General features: G+C 70.7%; 18 protein-coding genes and 1 pseudogene. 4 read left to right on the forward strand and 15 right to left on the reverse strand.

Annotated elements, in window-relative coordinates; translation table 11 throughout:
* Positions 1 to 102: 102 nt before the first annotated feature.
* Positions 103 to 501: a winged helix-turn-helix transcriptional regulator gene (locus tag J2Z30_RS43475; protein ID WP_044582600.1), complete on the forward strand. Its 399-nt coding sequence runs from the start codon at positions 103 to 105 to the stop codon at positions 499 to 501.
* 145 nt (positions 502 to 646) lie between these two features.
* Positions 647 to 815: pseudogene (locus J2Z30_RS50405) on the forward strand (IS5/IS1182 family transposase); the annotation flags it as partial.
* A 102-nt stretch (positions 816 to 917) separates the two neighbouring features.
* Here the strand turns inward: J2Z30_RS50405 and J2Z30_RS43480 are convergent.
* From J2Z30_RS43480 to J2Z30_RS43550, 15 genes are all read right to left on the reverse strand, one after another.
* Positions 918 to 1,505, reverse strand: coding sequence for a GNAT family N-acetyltransferase (locus J2Z30_RS43480; RefSeq protein ID WP_044582599.1), 588 nt, complete (start codon positions 1,503 to 1,505; stop codon positions 918 to 920).
* Positions 1,506 to 1,667: 162 nt separating this feature from the next.
* Positions 1,668 to 2,630: an electron transfer flavoprotein subunit alpha/FixB family protein gene (locus J2Z30_RS43485; RefSeq protein WP_044580573.1), complete on the reverse strand. Its 963-nt coding sequence runs from the start codon at positions 2,628 to 2,630 to the stop codon at positions 1,668 to 1,670.
* Between the two features lie 60 nt (positions 2,631 to 2,690).
* Positions 2,691 to 3,476 carry an electron transfer flavoprotein subunit beta/FixA family protein gene (locus J2Z30_RS43490; protein WP_044582598.1) on the reverse strand — a complete coding sequence of 262 codons (786 nt, stop codon included), beginning with the start codon at positions 3,474 to 3,476 and terminating at the stop codon, positions 2,691 to 2,693.
* A gap of 361 nt (positions 3,477 to 3,837) precedes the next feature.
* Positions 3,838 to 4,893 carry a DUF2889 domain-containing protein gene (locus J2Z30_RS43495; RefSeq protein ID WP_052701963.1) on the reverse strand — a complete coding sequence of 352 codons (1,056 nt, stop codon included), beginning with the start codon at positions 4,891 to 4,893 and terminating at the stop codon, positions 3,838 to 3,840.
* 277 nt (positions 4,894 to 5,170) lie between these two features.
* The gene (locus tag J2Z30_RS43500) at positions 5,171 to 5,794 is read right to left on the reverse strand and encodes a TetR/AcrR family transcriptional regulator (protein WP_044580570.1); all 624 of its coding nucleotides are present in this window, start codon (positions 5,792 to 5,794) and stop codon (positions 5,171 to 5,173) included.
* Positions 5,795 to 5,934: 140 nt separating this feature from the next.
* A complete protein-coding gene (locus J2Z30_RS43505) occupies positions 5,935 to 7,038 on the reverse strand; it encodes an acyl-CoA dehydrogenase family protein (protein ID WP_044580569.1) in 1,104 nt (367 codons plus the stop codon).
* Positions 7,038 to 7,847 (reverse strand): enoyl-CoA hydratase/isomerase family protein, encoded by an 810-nt coding sequence (locus J2Z30_RS43510; RefSeq protein ID WP_044580568.1) that lies wholly within the window; start codon positions 7,845 to 7,847, stop codon positions 7,038 to 7,040. The genes J2Z30_RS43505 and J2Z30_RS43510 overlap by 1 nt, the downstream gene beginning before the upstream one ends.
* Positions 7,844 to 9,028: an acyl-CoA dehydrogenase family protein gene (locus J2Z30_RS43515; RefSeq protein WP_078957222.1), complete on the reverse strand. Its 1,185-nt coding sequence runs from the start codon at positions 9,026 to 9,028 to the stop codon at positions 7,844 to 7,846. The genes J2Z30_RS43510 and J2Z30_RS43515 overlap by 4 nt, the downstream gene beginning before the upstream one ends.
* A gap of 31 nt (positions 9,029 to 9,059) precedes the next feature.
* A complete protein-coding gene (locus J2Z30_RS43520; protein WP_044580566.1) occupies positions 9,060 to 10,193 on the reverse strand; it encodes an acyl-CoA dehydrogenase family protein in 1,134 nt (377 codons plus the stop codon).
* The gene (locus J2Z30_RS43525) at positions 10,190 to 11,293 is read right to left on the reverse strand and encodes an acyl-CoA dehydrogenase family protein (RefSeq protein WP_052702181.1); all 1,104 of its coding nucleotides are present in this window, start codon (positions 11,291 to 11,293) and stop codon (positions 10,190 to 10,192) included. The genes J2Z30_RS43520 and J2Z30_RS43525 overlap by 4 nt, the downstream gene beginning before the upstream one ends.
* A gap of 34 nt (positions 11,294 to 11,327) precedes the next feature.
* Positions 11,328 to 12,098 (reverse strand): SDR family NAD(P)-dependent oxidoreductase, encoded by a 771-nt coding sequence (locus J2Z30_RS43530; protein ID WP_044580565.1) that lies wholly within the window; start codon positions 12,096 to 12,098, stop codon positions 11,328 to 11,330.
* A gap of 29 nt (positions 12,099 to 12,127) precedes the next feature.
* Positions 12,128 to 12,892, reverse strand: a complete 765-nt coding sequence (locus tag J2Z30_RS43535) for a crotonase/enoyl-CoA hydratase family protein (protein WP_044580563.1) — start codon at positions 12,890 to 12,892, stop codon at positions 12,128 to 12,130.
* A 23-nt stretch (positions 12,893 to 12,915) separates the two neighbouring features.
* Positions 12,916 to 13,680, reverse strand: coding sequence for an SDR family NAD(P)-dependent oxidoreductase (locus J2Z30_RS43540; RefSeq protein ID WP_044580561.1), 765 nt, complete (start codon positions 13,678 to 13,680; stop codon positions 12,916 to 12,918).
* A 67-nt stretch (positions 13,681 to 13,747) separates the two neighbouring features.
* On the reverse strand, positions 13,748 to 15,091 hold the full coding sequence (locus J2Z30_RS43545; protein WP_052701961.1) for an AMP-binding protein: 1,344 nt from the start codon (positions 15,089 to 15,091) through the stop codon (positions 13,748 to 13,750).
* Positions 15,092 to 15,281: 190 nt separating this feature from the next.
* The gene (locus J2Z30_RS43550; RefSeq protein ID WP_044580560.1) at positions 15,282 to 16,469 is read right to left on the reverse strand and encodes an acyl-CoA dehydrogenase family protein; all 1,188 of its coding nucleotides are present in this window, start codon (positions 16,467 to 16,469) and stop codon (positions 15,282 to 15,284) included.
* A gap of 129 nt (positions 16,470 to 16,598) precedes the next feature.
* On the opposite strand from J2Z30_RS43550, the gene J2Z30_RS51530 reads away from it, so the two are divergent.
* Positions 16,599 to 17,726, forward strand: a complete 1,128-nt coding sequence (locus tag J2Z30_RS51530) for an acyl-CoA dehydrogenase family protein (RefSeq protein WP_044580558.1) — start codon at positions 16,599 to 16,601, stop codon at positions 17,724 to 17,726.
* Positions 17,727 to 17,733: 7 nt separating this feature from the next.
* The gene (locus J2Z30_RS43560; RefSeq protein WP_044580557.1) at positions 17,734 to 18,780 is read left to right on the forward strand and encodes an enoyl-CoA hydratase/isomerase family protein; all 1,047 of its coding nucleotides are present in this window, start codon (positions 17,734 to 17,736) and stop codon (positions 18,778 to 18,780) included.
* Positions 18,781 to 18,912 lie beyond the last annotated feature (132 nt).

Genomic DNA, 18,912 nt, shown 5'->3' on the forward strand with positions numbered 1-18,912 from the left:
CATAGCCCGAACGGGCAGCTCGAAAGCAGTGACCACAGGAAAGCACTAACTTCTGGTTAGCGCAACCTGATGGCCAGCGCTGTCTTCGCGTATGCTTACGTCATGAGCGGCATGACCGAGGAGCAGGAGCAGATCGACCTCGCGTACAGCGTGTTCGACAAGGGATGCCCGTCGCGCGGCACGCTGGAGCACGTCACGGGCCGCTGGGGCGGACTGACGCTCGGCACGCTCCACGAGGGTTCGCTGCGCTTCAACGAGCTGCGCCGCCGCGTCGACGGGGTGAGCGAGAAGATGCTGTCCCAGACCCTGCACGCGCTGGAGCGCGACGGCCTGGTGCACCGCAAGGCCCGGCCGACCAATCCGCCCCGCGTGGACTACGACCTGACTCGCCTGGGCCGCCAGGTCGCCGAGCGGCTACTCGACCTCATCCACTGCGTGGAGGGTTCGATGGACGACATCCTGGCGGCCCGCGAGGAGTACGACGCCCGGCCGCTGTCGTGAGTCTTCAGCCGCGGAACACGTAGAACGCCCTCACACGTAGAACGCCCTCGCGGCTCCGTGGCGCCCGCAAGGCGGAGGCCGACGTCGGCACGGAGACCGGAGGGGCTGTCCCGTAGCGACTGGGCCCGGTTGAGGCGATCTAGATGTGGCAGGTGTGATCACGGCGTCGGAGTCGTCCTGGACAGGTCCGTTCACCGGGCTGAGTCCGCGTTCCTTCTGCAAGTTGGTTACCGCGGTACGCCGTAACCGCGAGCGACGGGCGGCGAGGGCGGCGGCCGCGGGAGCTCTCGCTCGAAGACCGCACCTTGATCATCCCGCGCCGGTGCCAGGCCGGGCAGGGCCAGCTCCCGGCCCGGCAAGAGAACGACAACAGGGCATCGCCCGTCTACACAACCTCGCCCTCGCTGGGTAGCGACTCAGGCATCGCCCTGAATCCGGGCGTGCAGGTGCATGTCATGCCAGCCATCCTCATGCAGAAGCGCACTGCGCCGAATGCCCTCGAACGCAAAGCCGGCCTTGGTCGCCACCTTGCAAGACGCCTCGTTGCGGTCGGAGTGCGCAAGTTCCAGACGGTGGAAGCCCGCCTCCTTCATTGACCAGATGGACAACACCGTGAGAGAGCGCGGGGCAACCCCTTGGCCGCGTGCGTGGGGCAGAACCCAGTACGCACATTCAGCAAGCCCTTGAAAGAGGTCCATCCGGCGCAAGGCCACCCGGCCCAGGACCTCGCCACCGACTGCGCTGGTGACCGCCCACTGGGCCCCGCGCTCCTCCCGCCACTGCCGGCCGGCGGCCACGATCCACTCCTGGGCTTCCGCCCGCGAGGTCATGCGACGCACAGCCCAGCGCCGGATCGACGCGTCTTCGAAGGCACTCCGCAAGACCAGGGCGTCATCGACCGCCCAAGGCCGCAACAGCAGCCTCCCATCGGACGACAGGAGCGAAGGCTGGACCGAACCGGACAGACTTCCCGCCGAGATGACAGGCGCGATCAAGAGACTCATGGCCAACATCATCACTATGCCGAGAGTTGGACACCAACCCCCCTTTCCCCGCCGGGAAAACAACCCGCTGATCAATCATGGAAGATCAATTACGGGAACGCCCGCAGCAGGGCCTCGATATGTTCTCGATGCGATGGGCGTCCAGGGTCTGTGTCGGCTCCCTCAGCCCTTGCGGGCCTTGATCTCTTCGGTGAGTTGGGGGACGACCTCGAAGAGGTCGCCGACGACGCCGTAGTCGACCAGGTCGAAGATCGGGGCCTCGGCGTCCTTGTTGATCGCCACGATCGTCTTCGAGGTCTGCATACCGGCGCGGTGCTGGATCGCCCCGGAGATGCCGCTCGCGATGTACAGCTGCGGGGACACGGACTTGCCGGTCTGGCCGACCTGATTGGTGTGTGGGTACCAGCCCGCGTCCACCGCGGCACGCGAGGCGCCGACGGCCGCGCCCAGGGAGTCGGCCAGGGTCTCGATGAGCGCGAAGTTCTCCGCACCGCCCACACCACGGCCACCGGAGAGCACGATCGCGGCCTCGGTCAGCTCCGGACGGCCCGTCGACTCACGCGCCGTACGGCCGGTGATCTTCGTGCCGGTCGCCTTCTCGGAGAAGGACACAGCGAGGGCCTCGACCGTGCCCGCGGCCGGGGCGGCCTCCACGGCTGCCGAGTTCGGCTTCACCGTGATGACCGGGGTGCCCTTGCTGACCCGGGACTTGGTGACGAAGGAGGCGGCGAACACCGACTGGGTGGCCACCGGACCCTCGTCGCCGGCCTCCAGGTCGATGGCGTCGGTGATGATGCCCGAGCCGATGCGCAGCGCCAGACGCGCGGCGATCTCCTTGCCCTCCGCGGAAGACGGGACCAGGACGGCGGCCGGGGACACCCGCTCGTAGGCGACCTGCAGGGCGTCCACCTTCGGCACGACCAGGTACTCGGCGTACTCGGCGGCGTCGTGCGTGAGGACCTTCACCGTGCCGTGCTCGGCGAGCGTGGCGGCGGTGTCGGCGGCGCCGCCTCCCAGCGCGACGGCGACCGGCTCGCCGATGCGACGGGCCAGGGTCAAAAGCTCCAGCGTGGGCTTGCGGACGGCACCGTCCACGTGGTCGACGTAGACGAGAACTTCAGCCATGGGAACGGATCTCCTCGCGGATTGCGCAGTCTGAGGGACGGGTGGTGAGGCTCATGAGCCTTAGATGAACTTCTGGCTCGCGAGGAACTCGGCGAGCTGCTTGCCGCCCTCGCCCTCGTCCCTGACGATCGTGCCCGCGGCGCGCGCCGGACGCTCCGCCGCGGCCTCGACCGTGGTGGAGGCACCCCCCAGACCGACCTCCTCGGTGTCGATCTCCAGGTCGGCCAGGTCCCAGGACTCCACCGGCTTCTTCTTGGCCGCCATGATGCCCTTGAACGAGGGGTAACGCGCCTCACCCGACTGGTCGGTCACCGACACGACGGCCGGGAGCCGCGCCTGAAGCCGCTCGGAGGCGGCATCGCCGTCCCGGCGGCCCTTGACCGTGCCGTCCTCGACCGACACCTCGGACAGCAGGGTCGCCTGCGGCACGCCCAGCCGCTCGGCCAGCAGCGCGGGTACGACACCCATGGCGCCGTCGGTGGAGGCCATCCCGGAGATCACCAGGTCGTAGCCGGCCTTCTCGATCGCCTTGGCCAGCACCAGCGAGGTGCCGATGGCGTCGGTGCCGTGCAGCTCCTCGTCCTCCACGTGGACCGCCTTGTCGGCGCCCATCGACAGCGCCTTGCGCAGCGCGTCCTTGGCGTCCTCCGGGCCGATGGTCAGCACGGTGACCTCGGCGGCGTCGGCGGCCTCCGCGATCCGCAACGCCTGCTCGACCGCGTACTCGTCGAGCTCGGAGAGCAGACCGTCCACGCCGTCCCGGTCGACGGTCAGGTCATCGGCGAAGTGCCGGTCGCCAGTGGCGTCGGGCACATACTTCACAGTGACGACGATTCTCAGGCTCACCAAGTGCCCCTTCGCAGTGCTTGATGTGTGCCGACGACGTGAGTCCGTGTTATCGCAAGGTCAGCCGGCGATCACCTTCGGCACTCAGTTACCTCAGTCAGCTAATTCCGGACTCAGTTCCTCATTGTGCACACTGAGTACGGGCCACCGATCGTGTCATCGGTCACACAGCCGGCTGTCCGTTCACCGAATGGCGGTGACGCGCAGGGGCGCCCGGAAGGACAGCAGACCCAGTACGGGAGATTCGGCCCCACCCATGCCGCCACCTCGATGTCCAGCGGCTCACCGTCGGGCAGGCGGTGACGGGCCAACGCCCCGACGGACGAGGTGGGAAGGGCAGCGCCGCCGCGGACCGTGTCGGTCAGCCATTGGTGGAACTCGTGGTCACCTCCGAAGGAGCGAGGCCGATCGGCCGGGTTTCCAGGACGGACAACAGGGCCGGTACGTCGGCCAGTCCTCGCAACATGTCGTTGAGGTGGGTGCAGGTGCTCGTACCACCGAAGGTCTCCCGGACGTGGCGGCGCAGTCCGGAGAGCGGCCGGCCGGCGAGGCCGCCCGCGCTCGCCGCGGCTGCTGGGCACTCGACCCAGGGCAGGACGCGAGGTGCCGCCTCGCAGGAGACGACCGTGGCGGCGGACGTGTCGATGACCGCGCTCAGCAGGTACTCATGGATGACGGTCTCGGTGCCGTCCGGCAGCACGTATGAGTCCCGGAAAAGCCCGTCGACGGTCGCGCCGCGCCCTGGGCGCACGTCTGTGCGGCGAGCCCTGCGCATGGCTCCTGGCGGCAGTTCGGCGGTGTCGTGCCAGGCGAGTGGGTCGTTCACGACGGTGAGCGGGAGGGCTTCAGGGCCCGTGACGACGGGCGGTTTCCTCTCGCGGCGCAGCTCGACCATGATGGTCCCACCCGTGGCGAAGCCGGCGCATTGGTTCTCCCGGAACGCCGGACGGCCTCCCGACTCGACCGGGCCGGTGCGGTCCGCGTTCACCGCGTGCCCGGAGACGAGCGTGACCACGGGGAAGTCGTCCAGGAGCAGATGGAGCAAGTCGTGCTCGGCGGTCAGCGACGGGTCGCACTCGTTCAGTCGGGCCCGGAACCCCGAGGAGGTACGGGTGCCGATCAGGGCGGCGAGCCCTGGGCGAAAGGGTTCGGTCGTCAGTTCCTCAAGCACCCGCGCACCGGCGAAGTCGACCACGGCATGACAGGCAGCCTCCGCCACCACGCTCACCGTCCCATCGGCGGCGGTGCGGAGATCGCGGCCCCGGCCGGCCAGAACGAGCGGACCGTCCGAACCGGCGGGCCTGAGCATGTCGATGGTGGTGGTACGACGAATCGATCCTGGTGAGCGGGCAGGGCTGCCCCACGTCGGCTCGTGTATGCCGTGCCGGGGGTGCAGTTCACGCGGCGGGCTGGTCATGATTCTCCTCGGTCAGCGGCTCCCGGCGCAGTGCGGTCGGCCATGCGGGGGCAGGCCCCCACGCATACGGACACGCATACGGAGCGGAGGGCGCGTCGACGCCGACAACCGCTGTCCGATCTCGCAGGTCCATGTAAGCTTCCGTCCGCCCGACGCCACACTTGCGACACACACCGAAAACATTATTTTCAATCCTTGAATCGAATCGCGCCGACGGTCCTGCTCCAGGACCCGAAGAAGGCACCCGCCGGGCTCCGGGTCACCGGCGTATAGACCGTCAGGGCCGCTCCTGCCAGCCTGCCGCCGCAACCGTTGTCGTCGCTCCGAGCGCCCTCAGCACGAAGTCGCGCACACGGGCGGCGGCCTCGGTCGCGCTCATGGACGCCGTCGGCGCCATCTGCTCGTCAAATGCCTGCGCGATGACGGCCCGGATGAACCGGGCGTCGGACTCGGGCTCGGCCCACGGGAACGAGCCGTCCTGGCGCCCTCGGTGCAGGATCTGTGCCAGAGCGGCCTCCTGCCCTGCCGCCACCCGGGCCCGCTCCGCGGCGTAACCCGCGGTGCGCTGGGCTCCCTCGGAGGAGAGAATCCGCACGTGCTGGCGTCGGCGCGCCTCTGACGTCAGGCGCAGCATCGCCTCGACCCAGCCCTGCAGCGCCTCCACGGGGGTGGCCGCACTCGCCGCAGCACTCTGAAGCTCGGTCAGCAGCCGCTCGCTGTCCCGCCGGAACATGGCGAGGAGCAGATCGTCCTTGGAGTCGAAATGCCGATAGAACGCTCGTGTCCCCAGCCCGGCGGTACGCAGGATCTCACCCACCGAGGCGCCTGCGCCCCCCACCTCGGCCAGGCAGCGGTAGGCCGCCTTGATGATCCGCTCGCGCTCAGCAGACTCCGTCGGCACGGGCGCGGCCTCCTCTCCAGCTACCCCGCACGAAAACCCGGGACGACCAGGGTAACCGTGATGGACGTGAGTGCTCGCCGAGCGTACGGACGCCCCTGATACGTACGGCGTCCTGCGACGGCGTGGTGGGACTCCGTGACCTACGCAGCCGGGAGCATGCCGGTCGCGGCCCGCTCCCGCAACCGGTCCGGCAGCGCGACCAGCGCTTCGGCGGCTTTGGCGCGGCGCAGATAACGGTGGGCGGGGTGCTCCCAGGTGAAGCCCATGCCCCCGTGCACCTGGAGGCAGCCCTGCACCACGACGACCGCTGTCTCCAGCGCCTCGGCGGCAGCCAAGGACACCGCGGTGTCGGTGTCCGGGCCGAGCTCGTCGAGTGCGCCGGCCGCGGCGGCGACCAGGGCCCGCGCCGACTCGACGGCGACGAGCATGTTCGCGCAGCGGTGCGAGACGGCCTGGAAGGAACCGATGGCACGGCCGAACTGCTGCCTGGTCCTGGCGTACTCCACGGCGAGGTCCATCGCTTCCGCGGCGACTCCCACGGCGTCCGCGGCCAGCAGGACCAGTGCGGCGCGTTCGGCGGAGCGCAGTACGTCGTCGAAGGCGTCGGGGCCGGCCACCAACCGGGCCGGGCAGGCCGTCAGTCCGACGGCGCCCAATGGACGGGTCGGGTCCAGGGCATCGACAGGCGTCATCACGCAGCGGTCCTGCGGTTCCACGGCGAAGAGCGCGGGGCCCACACCGGTCTCCGCCGCGACCAGGAACACGGCGGCGCACGGCGCGTCGGCGATCACCGGAACGGTTCCGTCCAGGGTCCATCCAGCGGAGCCTTCCACGGCCAGCACCCCTTCGGCCGGAGTCCAGCCGTCAGTGGTGCGTCCGACGGCGAGCGTGGCCGTCATGCCCTCGCTCCCGACGCGGCCCAGCAACCGCGCGGCCTCGTCGGTCCCCGCCGCCACCAACGCGGTCCGGGCGGCGACCACCGACACCATGGGCACTGGCGCGAGCCGGCGCCCCAGCTCCTCCTGCGCGGCGACCGCGAGTGAGAAGCCGGCGCCTTCTCCCCCGTTCTCCTCCGGGACCGTCAGTCCGGGCACACCCATGGCCACGAGCTCCCGCCACAAGTCCCGGTCCCAGCTCTCGGGCCCGTCGGCCAGGGCGGCCACCGTCTCGATGTCGCAGCGCCGGCGCAGCAGTCCGCCGAGCGTCTCCCGCAGTTCCTTCTCGGTCTCCGCGTCGGCGGTCATCAGCGCACCTCGTACTTCCGGCTCTTGGCGGCTTCGCGGTCGGTCTGGGCCTTGCCGATCGGGTTGCCGATCTGGGTGTAGGCAAGGCCGGTGGCCAGCGCCTGGCTCCGTCCGGTGTCCAGGGATTCCCAGATCGCCTTCACGCTCCCCTGGACCGCGACGGGCGGTTTCGCCGCGATCAGCGCGGCCAGTTCGTGCGCCCGCTGCCTCAGCCGCGTCCGCTCGACGACCTCGCTGACGAAGCCGATCTCGCAGGCCCGGCGTGCCGACATCCGCTCGTCGTTGCCGAGCAGCACCATCCGCAGCACTTCCCCGATCGGGATGCGGCGGGCGAGCCCGATCGGCTCCAGAGCCGCGACCATGCCGTAGGTGGTGTGCGGGTCGAAGAATGTGGCGTCCTCGTCGGCGATGATGATGTCGGCTTCGTTCAGCCAGTAGAGGGCCCCGCCGGCCACCATGCCGTGCACCGCGCAGACGAGGGGCTTCCAGCAGCGGTTCAGCTTGGGCGACAGGCTGGTGCCCGGATCAAGGTCGCTGAAGGGGTTGCCGTGCCGGTCGATGCCCTCCACCACGTCGACGCCGGTGCAGAAGGCCCGCTCGCCCTCCGCCTGGAGAACCACCACGTGAACGGCGTCCTCCTCGGCCGCGTACCGCCACAGGGCGGAGAAGTCGTCCAGGGTCTGCTGGTTGAACGCGTTCAACCTCTCGGGACGGTTGAGAGTCACCGTCAGGACGTGGTCCTCGCCGAGTTCGGCGAGGATCGTCCGGAAGTCCGGCAGCCCGTTCGTGCCCGGTGGTGGGGTCGTCATGCTTGCTTCCTCCCCGAGGGCAATCCCAGGACCCTCTCGGCGATGGTGTTGCGCTGGATCTCCGCGGTGCCGGCCCCGATGGTCGAGGAGCGGCTCATCAGATATCCGTAGGTCCACCGTCCGCCTTCCGGTGCGGTCGGCTCACGCTGGCCCAGCACGGCGTCGGGTCCGAGCACCCGCAGCGCGACCTCGTGCAGGCGCTGGTCGAACTCGGCGCGGACCAGCCGGTTGACCGAGGCCGCGGGGCCGGGGTCCCGGCCCTGGAGCACGGCGTCGAGGGCTCGTCGGCTGTTGGAGGCGAGAACCCGCACCGATGCCTCGATCCTGGCCAGGTCCTGCCGCACGAGAGGGTCGTTCGCAGCGCCCGAGGTCTTGGCGAGCCGGTGCAGTTCGTTGACGACTCGCCGGAAACGGAATTCGTCGGAGAGAAACGCGGTGGCGCGCTCGTGGCCCAGACTGGTGCGGGCGATGGCCCAGCCTCCGTGCTCCTCCCCCACCAGGTTCTCCACGGGCACGCGCACGTCGTCGAAGTACACCTCGGAGAAGTGCGTGCCGCCGCTGATGTCCTTCAGGGGACGTACGGTGATGCCCCGGCTCTTCATGGGGATGAGCAGGTAGGAGATCCCGGCTCCGCCGGGTCCGGCGGGGCCCGTGCGGATCAGGGCGAACATCCAGTCGGCCAGGTGGGCCATGGTGGTCCAGAGCTTCTGTCCGTTGACGATGTACTCGTCGCCGGCGCGTTCGGCCCGGGTGGTCAGCGAGGTGAGGTCACTGCCCGCGTCCGGCTCGGAGAAGCCCTGGCACCAGAACTCGTCGGCGCGCAGCAGTGGGCGCAGAAACCGCTTCTTCTGCTCAGCGGTGCCGTGCTTGATGAGCGTGGGTGCCACGATGAACGACAGCCCGCAGGGGTGCTTGGGAGCCCGGACGGCCGTCATCTGCTGGTGGTAGGCGATCTGGTCGGCCAGGTCCAGCCCCATGCCGCCGGCCTCGGTCGGCCAGCCGGGAGCGGCGAGGCCGGTCTCCTGCAGCTCGGCGTGGAAGGCACGGGCCCAGGCCAGGCGCTCGGTCTTGTCGCGGGGTGGCCTGCCCGCGTGGGCGTCCAGGAACTCCGCGAGTCGCACGCTCCAGTGCGCTCGGCGCGCGGAGGGCGTGCCGGTGTCCTGAGCCGTGGCGCTGGGCATCGGGCCTCCTTGGGGTCGAAGGGTCAGGGGGTTATGCGGTGGGGACGAGACCGATGTCCTCGGCGACCCTTTCGAGGTGCCAGGAGGTACTGCCGAGAAGCAGTGCCGAGGATCTGGCCCGGCGCAGATAGAGATGGGCGTCGTGTTCCCAGGTGAAGCCGATGCCGCCGTGGATCTGGATGGTTTCGGCGGCGGCGTGGACGTACGCCTCGGAGCAGTAGGCCCCTGCGACCGACGCGGCCAGCCCCTGCTCCCCTGTGGTCGGATCCGACCACAGGCGCGCCGCATCCTGCGCGGCCGCTTTCGCCGACTCCACTTCGTGCAGCAGTTCAGCGCACTTGTGCTTGATCGCCTGAAAGGCGCCGATCGGCCGCCCGAACTGCTCCCGTGTCTTCGCATACTCCACGGACAGCTCCAGGCACCGCTCAGCACCGCCCGTCTGTTCGGCGGCGAGCGCGACAGTCCCCAGGTCAAGCGCTCTGCCGAGAACGGCTGCGGCCGCACCCTCGGCACCGATCAGCCGGGCGGGTGTCCCGTCGAAGCCGACTCGGGCCAGCTTGCGGGTGGGGTCGAGCACGGGCAGCGGCTCGCGCTCCGCCCCTTCCGGCTCAGCGGCGAAGAGCGAGAGGCCCTTGTCCGTGCGCGCGACGGTCAGCAGCAGCCCCGCCGTACATCCGTCGCTGACCCGCTCCTTGGTGCCGTGGAGAAGGTGCCGGTCTCCGTCGGCCCGCGCTGTCGTCCGTATGGCGTCGAAGTCGCGGATATCCGCGTTGTCCTCGGCCACCGCGAGGGTCGCCAGGGCCGAGCCGTCCGCGATGCCCGGAAGAAGCGCGGCGCACGCCGCCTCGTCGCCGCTCTCCAGGAGCACGGCCGGCGCGAGCACCGCCGAGGAGAGGTACGGGGAGCACAGCAGCGTGCGGCCCATCTCAGCCATGACGACCGCGAGTTCGGCGGCGCCCGCACCGGCTCCTCCGAAGCGTTCGGGGACGATCAGGCCGACCAGACCCAGCTCGTCCGCGAGGCGGCGCCAGACCTCGGGATCGTATCCCTCGGCGGTCGCCATCAGCCGTCGTACCTCGCTGCTCGGCGAGGCGTTCTTCAGGAAGGCACGGACGGCCTTGCGGAGTTCCTCGTGCCCGTCGTTCCGGTCGCTCACGGCGCTCATCCCTTCGGCAGGCCGAGGACGCGTTCGGCCAGGATGTTTTTCATGATCTCGGTGGTGCCCGCGGCGATGGTCGAAGCCCGTCCCCGCAGGTAGCGGTGGACCTCGGGACCGTCCCCGCCCGCGATGGCGGAGGGGCCCGCCGCATCCAGCAGGGTCTCGCTGAGACGCTGCGTGGTCAGGCTCCAGCCGAGTTTGATGACGGACTGGGCGGGGCCGGGCTGTGCTCCCGCGCTCAGGGCGTGCAGCACATCCCGGCCGAGCAGGCCGAGGGCGCGGGCCTCGACGTAACGCCGGGCCAGCTCCTGACGCAGCACGGGGTCGGCCACTCCGTCCGGGAAGCCGGACACCGCTCTCTTCACGTCCCGCTGCAGGGAGTTGGCGAGTTCGACGACGCCCGCCCGCTCGTGACCGAGTGTGGTCATGGTGACACGCCAGCCCTCGTTGAGCGGGCCGAGCAGGGCGCCCGCCGGGACGTGCACGTCGGTGAAGAACAGCTCGGCGAACTCGTAGTCGCCCGTGATCTGGCGCAGGGGACGACGTTCGATGCCGGGTGTGTCCAGCGGTACGAGCAGGACCGAGATGCCCTGGTGCGGCCGGGCCTCGGGGTCCGTGCGCGCCAGGAGTACGCAGTGGGTGGCCCGCATGCCGTCCGATGTCCACACCTTCTGGCCGTTGATACGGAAGCCCTCCCCGTCGGGCTCCGCCCGGGTGCGCAAGGACGCGAGATCGCTTCCCGCGTCGGGCTCGCTGAAGCCCTGGCACCAGATCTCCTCCGTGGACAGGATCCGGGGAAGTGAGGCGCGCTGTGCGGGGGTGCCGAAGCGGGAGATGGTGGGGCCGACGTTCTTGATGCCGAAGACTCCGGCGATGGCCGGGGCGTCGACGCGGGCGAGCTCCGCGTCGCACTCCAGGCGGTCCAGGATGCCGAGGCCGCGGCCGCCGTCCTCGACGGGCCAGTGCGGGGCCGCCCAGCCGCGCTCGTGCAGAGCGCGCTGCCAGGCGAGGCGGGCCTCGAAGGAGCGGTTGTCCGGCCAGGCGCGGTGCAGGCCGGGGGCGATCCCGTCGAGGTGGGCCCGGAGTTCTTCGGCTGCCGTACTCATCGTCGCCGCCTTCGTCACTTCGTCGCCGCCTTCGTCACTTGGGGCCGAAGCGCAGAGCGCCGTCGATACGGATCACTTCGCCGTTGAGGTAGTCGTTCTCGGCGATGTGCTGGACCAGGGCCCCGTACTCCTCCGGCCGCCCCATACGCTTCGGGAAGGGCACCTTGGAGCCCCAGGTCTCCTGCGCCTGCTCCTCGGGGGTGCGGAAGGCGGGCGTGAAGAAGGTGCCCGGCGCGATGGTCATGACGCGGATGCCGACCGCCGCCAGGTCGCGAGCGGCGACGAGGCCGAGGCCGACGACCCCGCTCTTGGCCGCGGCGTAGTCGGACTGGCCGATCTGGCCCTCGAAGGCGGCGATGCTGGCCGTGTTGACCACCACGCCACGGGTGCCGGACCCGTTCGGCGTGTTCTTCGCCATCGCCGCGGCCGACAGACGCAGCACGTTGAACGTGCCGGTGAGGTACACGTCCAGAGTGCGTTTGAACAGGTCGAGGGCGTACGGGTTGCCCTCCCGATCCAGCACGCGGGCGTGAGCGACCGGACCGCCGTGCGTGCTGACGGCGATCCTCAACTCGCCCAGACCGCGTGCGACGTCGAGCGCCGCCAGGACACTGTCCTCGTCGGTCACATCGGTCCGGGCGAAGACCGCGTCGTCACCGAGTTCCTTGGCGAGCGCCTCGCCGCGTTCATCGGCGAGGTCGCCGATGACGACCTTGGCCCCGGCAGCCGCGAGACGCCGTACCGTTGCCTCGCCGAGTCCGCCCGCACCACCCGTGACCAGGGCGACTCCACCAGCCAGCTCCATTGCTGCTCCTCGTCTCAGAGTCGGATTGTCTACTCGCCCCGCCACACCGGCGGGCGCTTCTCCGCGAACGCGATCGCGCCCTCGCGCGCGTCGGCGGACTGCAGCACGGGGGTCATGATCGCGGCTTGCCTGTCGAACGCCTCGTCGGCGGACCAGTCGGCCGAGCGGACGATGATCTCCTTGGTGGCGGCGACCGCCAGCGGCCCGTTGGCGGCGATGCGTGCTGCGAGCTCCCGGGCTCCTTCCAGGGCCTTGCCGGGCTCGGTCACCCTGTTCACCAGGCCGTAGCGGTGAGCCTGTGCGGCTTGGAGGAAGTCACCGGTGAGGGCGAGTTCCATGGCGACGGCATAGGGGATCCGCCTCGGCAACCGCAGCAGCCCGCCCGCTCCGGCCACCAGACCGCGCTTGACCTCGGGAATTCCGAACCTGGCGTCCTCAGCGGCCACAACCAGGTCGCAGGCGAGGACGATCTCGCAGCCACCGGCCAGGGCGTACCCCTCGACCGCGGCGATCACGGGTTTGCGCGGGGGCCGCCTGGTGATACCGGCGAAGCCCCGGCCTTCCAGGGCCACCGTCTCACCGGCCACGAACGCCTTCAGGTCCATGCCGGAGCAGAAGCTGCCGCCCGCACCGGTGATGACGGCGGCTGTCAGGTCCCTGCGGGACTCGAACTCGTCCAGGGCCGCGGCGACGCCTTCACTGACGGCGCGGTTGACGGCGTTGCGGGCCTCGGGCCGGTTGATGGTGATGAGCGTGACGCCGTCGGCGTGCTCGACCAGTACCTCGTCGGACATTGCTCGGGGATCTCCTTCAGAAGTCAGCGGGGCGCCATGCGGATGGCACCGTCGAGGCGGACGGTTTCGCCGTTGACGTACGCGTTCTCGATCAGGAACTGCGCCGTATGGCCGTACTCGTCGGGTGAGCCGAAGCGCTTGGGGTTCGGCACGGTCGCCGCCAGGGAGGTCTGGACGTCCTCGCGCAGGGCGTCGAACAGCGGGGTCTTCATCAGACCGGGGGCAATGGTGTTCACACGGATGGAGCGGCCGGCGAGGTCCCGCGCGGCGACGATCGTCATCGCCACCACTCCGCCCTTGGAGGCACTGTAGGCGATCTGACCGATCTGGCCCTCGTACGCCGCCACGGACGCGGTCAGGATGATCACGCCCCGTTCACCGTCCACAGGCTCGGTGGCCGCCATGGCCGCGCCGCCCAGGCGCAGGGCGTTGTAGGACCCCACGAGGTTGACTTCGATCACTTTCCCGAACCCGGCGAGTTCCCCGGGCCGCCCGTCCCGATCGACCGTCCGGAGGGTGTGGTTGATACCGGCACAGTGCACCAGGATGCGCAGCGGACCGGCCTCACCCGCCGCGGCGAGGGCGTCACGGAACTGGTCCTCGTCGGTCACATCGGTGGGGACGAACCGCACCTGGTCCCCCAGTTCGTCGGCGACCTTCTGTCCCGGAGAGGAGGGCAGGTCGGCGATGACCACCTGGGCGCCGGCCCCGGCGAGACGATTGACCGTTCCCAGACCCAGGCCGGACGCACCGCCGGTGACCACGGCGGACATTCCCGCAATACGCATGGAGACCTCCTGAAAGCGGGGGAGCTATTACCTGGCTACCTTACCCCGTGGCAGGTTACCTAGTAAACTATGTTGACTGTTCGGTCATGCCCCCCGCGGGCTCCTCCGGCCGGGCCACCCTGGACAGGCACAGCCGACCCTCGGTGTCGAGCGCGCCGTGGTCGCCGGTCGCGAACCATCTGTCGGCGGTGCCCCTCGCGAACCATCCGTCGGCGGTCAGCGGCTCCCCGGACTGCTCCAGGTAACCGAGGAACAGCTCAGGCCCCCTGCTGAGGATGCGTCCTTCCTGTCCCGGCGGCACGTCCCGGCCCGTGGAGTCCACGATCCGCACCTCGCTGCCCGGGAGCAGGCGCCCGCCCTCCGCACCGCGCAGACACAAAGGATCGCGCGGGGACCCCACGGCGATGGTGGGATGCTCCACCCGGCCGTAGCCGCCATAGGCCGCGACACCGGCCCGCTCGGCCTGTTCCACGACCGCAGGGGTGATCGCCCCGAGGACGTGGCATTCGGCCATCCCGGCCGAGCCGTCCCCGCTGCGGGCGGCCGCGTCCAGCAGCCCGGCGAGATGGAAGCGGCTCAGAGCGGCTGACGTGACGCGATGTCGGTGCACCAGCTCCACCGCGGCGTGCGCGTCCCAGCGCTCGAGGAACACTGTCGGCAGCCCGGTCACCAGCGCGCGCAGCAGGGCCGTCGTGCCCGCGAGGTCACCCGAGCCCGGCGGGGCGAGGTGCACATGGCGGCGGACATCACCCGCCGGTGGCATCGTGGCCAGCTCGGCGGACAGCGAGGCGTGGGTGTGCAGGACGGCTCGCGACGGTGTCGCCCGGGTCGCCGGTGCGTGCAGGAGCAACGCCACGTCGTCCGGGCGGGCAGTCGCCTCGGGAGGCAGCGGCCGGAAGCGTTCCAGCGTCTCCCATTCGAGACCGTCCGCGGGCACGCCCGCCATCGGCCAGGTTCCGGTGACCGCGACGACGTGCCGCAGATGCGGCAGGCCGTCCGCCGCGTTGCGCACCCGGAGCACGTCATGGGAACGCCAGGCCGAGGTAATCAGTGCCACGGCTCGCGATCGACGCAGCGCGCGAGCCACCTCCCCCGCGTCCCAGGCGAGGTCGAGCGGCATCAGAACGGCGCCTCGCAGAAGAACCGCCGCATGGGCGACGGCCTCCTCGACCCGGTGCGGCAGTTGCACGGCGACCACGTCACCCCGGCCGACGCCCAGCGCCGCGAATCCCGCGGCGACGCTGTCCGCGCGCCGGTGGAGCTCCGCGACCGTCACCTCGGCGACCGAGGCGGCACCGTGGAAGACGAGCCGGGCGTGCCCGTGCTCCAGGGCGGCGACGCGGAGGCCGACGGGCGATGAACTCGCCAGGCGCGCCCCAAGGACATCCGCCGGTATCGATTGCCGTGACATGACATTCACTCCGCTCTTCGCCCGCTCTCGCACTCCATCCCGACAGGGCTATCATAGTAAACTAAGTTAGATGAATCTTGAGTGACGGGGAACGAGGAGGGCGATCCGCGGCTCCACCGGGGCGAGCCTGGCGCCGCCCGGCCGAGCGGACGGCGCGGGCGGACCTCCTCCCCCGTCGCCGCCCCGACCGTCACCGTGGTTCTCGAGGCAGCCCCAGCGCCCGCTCGGCCACCACCGTGCGCAGCACCTCATTGGCGCCGCCGGCGATGGTGTACGCCCGTGCGTACAGGAAGGCGTCCTGCCACCAACCGCCGGACACCGCGTCGGGGTCGCCCTCGGTCAGCAGGGCGTCGGCACCCTGGAGCGCCATGCCGAACTCGGCCAGCGCCAGATTGGTCTCACCGAAGAAGATCTTGCCGAGGGGAGCCGCCGCGGGATCCTCCCGGCCCGCCAGCATCTGTGACTGCTGGAGCTTGTTCATGAGGTTGTTCACATGCACCCGGGTGGCGAGCCGTCCGATGTCCTGCCGCACGGAGGCGTCGTCGAGTGCGGGCCCCTCCGCGACGGAGGCGTTCGCCGCGACGCCGAGGACGTCGTCCAGGTACAGGAAGAGTTCGGCCGCATGCCCGGCCACCCCGGTGCGCTCGTGGGCGAGGCTGGACATCGCGACGCGCCATCCGTCGTCGACCTCGCCGATGACACGGTCGGCGGGGATCCGCACGCCGTCGAGGAAGACCTCGTTGAAGTCCGTGGTGCCGGTGATCTCGCGCAGCGGGCGGATGTCGACACCCGGCGAGCGCATATCGAGGGCGAAGGCCGTGATCCCCTTGTGCTTGGGGGCTTCCGGGTCGGTACGGGCCAGTAGGTAGCCGACGTCCGCGTGCTGGCCGTTGGTCGTCCACACCTTCTGGCCGTCGATGACGAACTCGTCGCCCTCCCGTCGGGCCCTGGTGCTCAGCGCCGCCAGGTCGCTGCCCGCGCCCGGCTCACTGAACAGCTGGCACCAGATGTCCACGGCCCCCCTGATGCGAGGCAGGAAGTGGCCCTGCTGCTCCTTGCTGCCGTACTTGATCACGGCCGCCGCGGCGAGCGCGGCGGCACCGATCGGCTCCCAGGTGCGCGCCCGCGTGAGCTCCTCGGCCACGATGAAGGCCTCCAGAGGATGAGCGTCCGGGCGGCCTCCGTACTGCTCCGGCCAGTCGATCCCCAGAAAACCCTCGGCGTACAGCTGGGCCATCCAGGCCCGAATCGCCGGAACGAGCGAGGGCTCCGGAGCGCGTACCCCTGTATGTGCCTTGATTCCCGGCGCATGATCGGTGATGAAGGCACGCACACGGTTCCTGAACGCATCGAGTTCGGGGGAGGTGTCGAGTCGCATGGGTGGCCTCCATCGGGTGCGCCGAGGCCCTCATAGACCTCATCGACTTGGTTAACTTAGTGATAGCATAACCTCCCCATCTGGTGGAGCCGCGTGTCGGGCCTCGACCCGGCGGAGAGAGGGAGCACGGTGGATTTCGAACCCAGCGAAGAGCAGGGGATGCTCCGAGACGTCATTCGGGCCACCCTCAGGGGCCACGCCGGACCCGACCGGGTACGGGACCTGCTCAACGCCGACGAGGACGTGGACCCCGGGCTGTGGCAGCTGGCAGCGGACCTGGGCTGGACGGGCCTCGCGCTTCCCGAGGAGTACGAAGGCACGGGCCAGGGACTGACGGAGCTGGCCCTCGCGGCCGAGGAACTGGGACGGGCTGTGGCCCGCGGCCCGTTCCTCACCAGCGCCCTCGTCGGACTCGCCGTGAGCCGCGGCGGCTCCGCCGAGCTGCGGGCCGAGGTCCTGCCCGCTATCGCGGCCGGAGCCGCCCGCGCGACCTGGGCATTCGCGGAACCAGGGGGCCAATGGAGCACGCGGCACCTGCTCACCAAGGCGACACCCCGACAGGACGGTTTCCTGCTGCACGGCACCAAGTCCACCGTGCAGGACGCCGGCAGCGCCCGCTGGCTGCTGGTCACAGCGCTGCTCGACGGCGAGCCTGCCAACTTCCTCGTCGACCGCCACGCCAATGGCGTCATCGTGCGCCGCCAGCAGTCCATGGACCTGACCCGCAATCTGTACAAGGTGTCCCTGGACCGGGTGCACGTCCCGGTCGGTCATCGGCTGGACGGCGGGCCCCCGGACGTGAGCGCCCTCCGCGACGCGGGAGCCGTCCTGACCGCCGCGGACGCGCTGGGCGCGGCCGAGTGGCTGCTGAACGCCACGCTGGACTACGCCAAGGTCCGGGTCCAGTTCGGGCGGCCCATCGGCAGCTTCCAGGCGATCAAGCACAAGGCCGCCGACATGCGCATGGCCGTTCAGGGCATGCGGGCCGCCGTGTACTACGCCGCCATGGCCGCCGATGCCGGTGCACCCGACGCCGGCCGTGCCGCGAGCATCGCCAAGGCCTTCGCCTCCGAGAAGGCGAGCGAACTCGCCGGCGAGGCCCTCCAGATCCACGGCGGGATCGGTTTCACCTGGGAACACGATCTGCACCTGTACCTGCGGCGCGTCAAGGCCGACGAGGTCCTGTACGGCGACGCCGCCCCGCACTACGAACGCGTGTGCCGACTGCTGCTGGCGGCCCGGCACCCGGTCACCTGAGGCGTCGATGCCCGCAGAGGACCGCCTCGGCCCCCGTGAACTGGCGGACGAAGGCATCACGCGCCTGGAGCTGGCCCCGGACGGGGACCCGGTCGCACCGGTCGTCTTCGTCGACCTGGATCGCTGGGGCCCGCACGATCCGGTGCCCGTACCGGCCGACGAGCCGCACCGCGTACTGATCGGAGTGGCCGAGGCCCCCCTGCCGGACCGCCTCTCGCCCCTGCTGCACACGCTGGCGTTCACGCTCGTACCGGCGGGACAGGGCGCCGGCGGGCCCGAGCGGGTCGGCGTGGCCGACCCCTGGGCAACCGCCGGGAGCGTCGCCGAGTACGCGGGGGCCGCGCCCCGAGCCGCCGTGACGCTGGTCGGCCTGCTCCGACTCACCGAACGGCTGCCGGTCGCCGAGGGCCTGACCGCTGAGTCGCTGGCCTACTCGACACTGTTGGCCGGTCCCGAGTTCAGCGCCTGGCGCGCACGCTCGCCCCGACGGCCGGTGCCGAGCCATCCCGACCCGGTCCTGCTCTCCCGCGAAGGCTCCCTCCTGCGTGTCGCCCTCAACCGGCCGCAACGCCACAACGCCTTCAGCCGGGAGGTGCGGGACGGCCTCCTCGAGGCCCTCGACCTCGCTCGTCTCGATCCGACGATCACCGAAGTGGAGCTGAGCGGCAACGGTCCGTCGTTCTGCAGCGGTGGCGACCTCGACGAGTTCGGTACGACCCCCGACGCGGCGACCGCCCATCTGATCCGCGTCCGGCAGAGCGCCGGCCATGCCGTGCATCGGGCTGCCGGCCGTATCCGGGTCCGGGTGCACGGCGCCTGCATCGGTGCCGGCATCGAGGTCCCGGCGTTCGCGGGCCGGGTCGAGGCCATCCCCGGGGCCTCCTTCCAGCTCCCCGAGCTGCGCATGGGGCTGGTTCCCGGGGCGGGTGGCACGGTGAGCGTGACGCGGCGCATCGGGCGGTGGCGAACGGCGTACTTGGTCCTCAGCGGTGCATCGATCGATGTGCGCACCGCCTTGGAGTGGGGCCTGGTCGACGCCTGTGAAGCCCGCTGAATCACCCGGCCGGCGGGGTGGGGGCGGCGCGGGCGGGGGCCGGCGGGCGCCCCGCGGGGGACACCCGGCCCCCGCGGGCCGGGCCGCGGGGGTCGCGCGGCGCGGCGGCCCCGCTCCCGGGGGGGGGCCCGG

The sequence above is a fragment of the Streptomyces iranensis genome, from assembly GCF_017874715.1.
In the GTDB taxonomy this organism is placed as follows: domain Bacteria; phylum Actinomycetota; class Actinomycetes; order Streptomycetales; family Streptomycetaceae; genus Streptomyces; species Streptomyces iranensis.